We start from the raw sequence: 5,365 nt of genomic DNA on the forward strand, positions 1-5,365 counted from the left end.
TCTACAAGCTAAATCGAAGATATTTTGGAGATAGCCTCTTTGAAAGGCTTATTATTGCTAACATTACAGGGTTATGATTAAAAACGGATAATCAAAATTTTTTTAGTTCTTTAAGTTTCATAACTTTATGTATTTTGTCTTCACTCATAGAACTTGTATATTTTTCAAAAATATTATTTTTAGTATTTTCAAATTCAGTTTCTATTCTATTAATAAAACTATCATGAATATTACAGAATTTTTCAATAAAATTTTGTTTATAATCTTCTAATGTTATTGTAAACGTTTTACTGTATGGCTCTAAAGTATCTCTGTAAAGGTCGACAATTTTAATTATTGTTTTTGAAACCTTATGTTCTTCTGTTACTTTCCAATTTAATTTTCTTTTAATCCACCACTTACTTTCAATTTCTCTTGTTATTGTTTCAACTTTTTCTTCTTGATACTTGTGAAGTTGATTTATATTTATTGCATTAACACTATTTTCCATTTCTGCATTAAAAGCATTAATTTCTATATTATTTGCATCTAATGAAAATTTATCTTTTGTAATTTTTTTTATATTTTCTAAGTATTTATGCAATTGATTGTTCATTTCAGAAATTAAATCTGTTTTAATACTAATTTGCATATTTTTAATTACTTCATTCGTTTCTTCAATTAGCTTAATTGCTTCATTTTTACTTAGTTCCTCCCTCTGAAATGTTTTGTTTTTTATGTCATTAAAAGACATAGTAAATTCTCTTGACTTTTGTTCAATAAAGTTTTTATCTACTTTTATTTTATTTATATCTTCAATAGCTTCTTCTTTTTTCTTATCTAATATCGCTATGTCTTTTTTTTGATTTTCTTCTTTTTCTTTTTTTTGCCCTTCTGTTATTTCTTCTAGCCTTTCTTCTTCAAGTTGAATTGATGTTTCGATCTGTTTATAAACTTTGTTTGCAATGGTTTTCAACTCTTTGTATTGTGTTTTTTTGTGATGATTTATTATATAATCTTCTAAATATAACTTCAATGCGGCTAAGCCTGAATAAACCAACTCCGAATCTAATTCACCATTAGTAATAGTTTTTCTTAATTGTTCTCTTTGAGAATTTGTTAACGGTGCATATTCTAAAAGTTGATATCCTTTATAATTATCATCTATATTGTGAATAAAATTATCTCGATAATTTCTTAAATCTGATTTCTTTTTATTTGTTAAGTTATTCTCAATTTGAGCAAATTTTGCATACTGTGCACTAATAGGAAAGATTTTAGCATTTTTAATACCTTTTCTTTCTAAAAAAGATTCCACTTTATTTAGTATTTCTTTAATTGACTTTTCTTCAATATCCTCTCTATCAATTTTATTGTATACAAAAACAATTCTGTCTATACTTTTGTTGTTATTTTTAAATACCTTACTGATTTCATCTAAAGTAAAGTCGTCATCTTTTGAATCCATTTTTTCAGGATCAAGCACATATAAAACTATCGGTAAATTTTGATTGTCTTTTAAATAACTAAACGTTTTTTCTTTATGATGACTATGCTGAGAGCTATTGGGTCCAGGCGTATCAATAAAGTGTAAATTAAAATTTGAAGTATTAAGATTTGGAATAAAACCTTCTATTTGTAATTTTAAATCAGGGTATTTTTTTTCATCGTTTGTGTCATTAATATTTTCATTAGCTTTCAAATTCCAATCTTTTAAAAACTCTGAGATGTTTCCGTTGGTATTTTTTTCTTCTTTACCATCAAAAATTGCTTTTCCAATGAAATTATGTAAATGATTATTTACAATAATATCACATGTTGTTGCGGTAGTCGCACCTGTGTCTTCGGGTAAATAGTCTTTTCCAATTAAAGCATTCAATAAAGTAGATTTTCCGGAACTCATTGTTGCAATAACAGGAATCTCTATTATTGTACTTCTATGAGTTTTAATATTTTCAATATTTGGACGTAGGGCATTTTTAACAATATCTTCTTTTGATTTTTCTGCATATTCTAAAAAATTATCAATTGCCTTGTACTTGTCTTGAATATCTTTATCATCAACAGTCTTTTCAAATTCAATATTTATTTCATTAAAAAGCTCTTTGATATATTGCTCTTCATACAAATCACAACCAATAATCTTCATTGCAAATGGATCATTGTTAGTTTCTTCTTTTACTTTTTTAATAAACTCTTTTACCCAATCTGTAATTCTTTTTCCTTGATTATCTTTTATTGTTTGTTTCAAGCTATTTTGGATGGTTGAATCGTTACATTCTATCTTAAATTCAAACATTACTGTATCATAGTCAATAATTACTTTCATTTTTTTGTCTTAAAATTATTTTACATTATAAAATTTTTAGAATATTGTATATCTCTATTCAAATTAAAATTATATATTTTATAAATTTATACTCTATATTTGTAAATGTTTCATCGAATTACATGTTATATTTAAGGTTTTTAATGCTGATGAATGGTTAATATTCTAAATTTTAATTTTCTTTTCACAAATCTACTCCCTCACCCAGACAAACCATGTCCGAGTGAAAAAAACTACTAAACTAGCATAAAAAGGTTATGAATAATTACGGTTTTCCGTAATCGGATTTTGCTTCCTTTTTATACATTTAGCATAGTTATAACTCTCAAAAATAATTCAAGAATTTCTGTTATGTTGTGTACAATTTTGTACAATTTCAAGGATGATTGGTTATTTTTGTTTTATCTCATTGTCTTAAAAATTTAATAACCATTTCTTTAATGAACAAAAACTCTACACTGTATATTGATGCAATCCGGCATTTGAAAAAAGTTATTATTCAAAACTTTGGAAAACAGATTTCAACGGCGACAGACTGTGCTTTGCTTTCGGACCGAATTGCCAAAGAGACAGTTTTCAGTATTAGTGCACAGACTATCAGACGTTTTTTTGGTCTTATAAAATCAGATTCTCATACCAGTGATTATGTGGTTAATAAATTGGCTAAGTTTTGTGGTTACAGAGATTTTTCTGGGTTTTTAGACTCTTTTTCTAATAAAGATTTGAAAGAATTTTTCAGAGAAGATGACACTTCTAAAGATTATTGGCGCAAAAGCGAAGAACTTTGTTTGAATATTTCTGAAAGCCCGGAATTGCTGGCAAATGTACATCAGTATTTACTGTCTTATCCGATGGCTAGAAAGTTTTTTCTTGAACATCATCCTATGCGCGATCTTTTAGGAACAGTTTACGATCAGTATTTTTTACATTATCTTAAATATAATAATGGCAATGAAGGAAAAATTTTTGCGTATGGATTTTTATTTTTAAGTGCGTTTTTGCAGCAGAATCATGAATTGATGAAGATGTATTTCCAACAGATTAAAAATACAGAAATTCAGGAAAATATTCATGTAATTCCGGCAGGACTAAAATTTGGCGTGGAATTATTATACGCAGATTGTATAGGGGATGAAAAAGGATTCAAAAAAACATTTTCGGAAATGAAAAAATGGAGGATTCATTACATTTCTGCTTCTGAAAAATCGGTTTGCAGTTTTGAATATTCTGTTTTAGAATTGCTCATTTTTACAAACAGAATTAAAGAAATAGAATTCCTCATCAAAAATCAGACTTTTCAACAATATCAAGACCAGTTTTATGTTCCGGAGGACCGCAAAATTACCCATGATGAAGTCTGGAAAATTCTCTGTGCCGTTGCCTATGAAAAAATGGGAAAATATAGAATAAGTTCAGATTATCTTCAGTCTGTAAATCTCGAAAATATTGGAGTAGGCTGGAAAAATTACTACTCATTATTATATTATCAAACATGTCTTAAACTTACACAAAATAAAGAAACTATCGAAGTGCAGACTAAGTTTGAAAATTTAGCACATAATACCAACTTTTGTTATTTTAAAGATTGTTTTGAAAAATAGATTAGTAATTTTGCAGTCTAAAGATGAGTAAATCTCTCAAAAATTCTCCTCAATGCGATACTTTCTTATAGTTTTCAGTCTGTTTATTTGTCAATTATTTTCTGCACAGAATATTCTTTCAGATACCGCTCAAATTATTGTTCCGAACCGCTATAATAGTGCTGAAGCAATGCAAAAACCTTATGTGATTATGATTTCCACAGACGGGTTTCGATACGATTACGCGAAAAAATACAATGCTCAGAATCTTATAAAATATGCAAGCGGAGGAATTCAGGCAAAGGCAATGCTTCCGAGTTTTCCTAGTATTACATTTCCCAATCATTGGAGTTTAATTACCGGGCTTTATCCTTCCCATCATGGTTTAATCGATAATTATTTTTATGATTATAAAAGAAAAGAAGGGTATGCCATGAATAAAAAAGAAAACGCCGAAGACGGAAGTTGGTACGGTGGAGTTCCGCTTTGGGCACTGGCAGAAAAGCAGGGAACTTTATCTGCATCTTTGCAGTGGGTAGGCTCTGCAAGTAATGCGGGTGGAATAAGACCTAGCTATTATTATCCGTATCATGAAAAATTTTCACCTTCAGAAAAAGTAACTAAAGTAATTAAATGGCTTCTGCTTCCGGAGGAACAAAGACCTCATTTTATTGCGCTGTATTTTCCGGATGTAGATGCAGCAGGACATCATTTTGGTCCAGATTCCAAGGAAACTGAAAGAGCAGTGCATCTGGTTGATGATGCAATAGGTGAATTGGTACAAAAAGTTAATCAGTTAGGTTTGAAAAATGTGAACTTTATATTTCTTTCCGACCACGGAATGATTAAAGTGAACGGCGATAAACCACTCGAAATTCCTGATATTCTTCTGGATAAAAGTAAATTCGATATCTATAATTCTCAGACTTTATTAAGAGTATATGTTAAAAATCCTGATGAGGTAAAAAGTACGTATAAGTATTTAAAAGCAAATAAAACAGAGGGTTACGAAGTGTATTTGGATAAAAAACTACCCAGGTATCTTCATTTCCGAACAAAAGATGACCGATTTGGGAGAATCGGGCAAATAGTATTAGTTCCTAAAGCACCAGAAATATTTCTTGAAAAAGGTAAAAAAACATCTGTTGGAAAACATGGTTACGATCCTAGATCTGTTCCGGAAATGAAAGCCACTTTTTTTGCATGGGGAAATCAATTCAAAAATAATACAGTTATTGATGAATTTGAGAACGTTAATGTCTATCCCGTAGTTGCAGAAATTCTTGGTTTGAAAATTGAACAGCCTATTGACGGAAAATTACGTCATATTAAGAAAATTTTACGCTGATGAACAGTAAACGATATTTATAGTTGAAAGTGTAATCTGCCCCAATTTAGGCACATTCAAAAATAGAGTTTTTTGTTAATATTGTTTTGTTGTTGTTGTAAAAATTTTGTTGGAATGTGGGAAAATCTG

3 protein-coding genes are annotated in these 5,365 nt (G+C 29.0%); 2 read left to right on the forward strand and 1 reads right to left on the reverse strand.

Going from position 1 to position 5,365, the window contains the following annotated elements:
• Positions 1-91: 91 nt before the first annotated feature.
• A complete protein-coding gene (locus IV513_RS14860) occupies positions 92-2,308 on the reverse strand; it encodes a dynamin family protein (RefSeq protein WP_209391341.1) in 2,217 nt (738 codons plus the stop codon).
• Between the two features lie 440 nt (positions 2,309-2,748).
• Between IV513_RS14860 and IV513_RS14865 the strand changes: the two genes are divergently transcribed.
• Entirely contained in the window at positions 2,749-3,909 is a 1,161-nt protein-coding gene (locus IV513_RS14865; protein WP_209391342.1) for a hypothetical protein, read from the forward strand.
• Between the two features lie 52 nt (positions 3,910-3,961).
• Positions 3,962-5,236, forward strand: a complete 1,275-nt coding sequence (locus IV513_RS14870; protein ID WP_209391343.1) for an ectonucleotide pyrophosphatase/phosphodiesterase — start codon at positions 3,962-3,964, stop codon at positions 5,234-5,236.
• The last annotated feature ends 129 nt before the right edge of the window (positions 5,237-5,365 follow it).

This window comes from Chryseobacterium sp. RR2-3-20, assembly GCF_017808115.1.
Classification (GTDB): domain Bacteria; phylum Bacteroidota; class Bacteroidia; order Flavobacteriales; family Weeksellaceae; genus Chryseobacterium; species Chryseobacterium oryzae.

Coding starts and splice junctions, on each gene's coding strand:
- IV513_RS14860 (WP_209391341.1), bottom strand. CDS start 2,308: ATGAAAGTAATTATTGACTATGATACAGTAATGTTTGAATTTAAGATA.
- IV513_RS14865 (WP_209391342.1), top strand. CDS start 2,749: ATGAACAAAAACTCTACACTGTATATTGATGCAATCCGGCATTTGAAA.
- IV513_RS14870 (WP_209391343.1), top strand. CDS start 3,962: ATGCGATACTTTCTTATAGTTTTCAGTCTGTTTATTTGTCAATTATTT.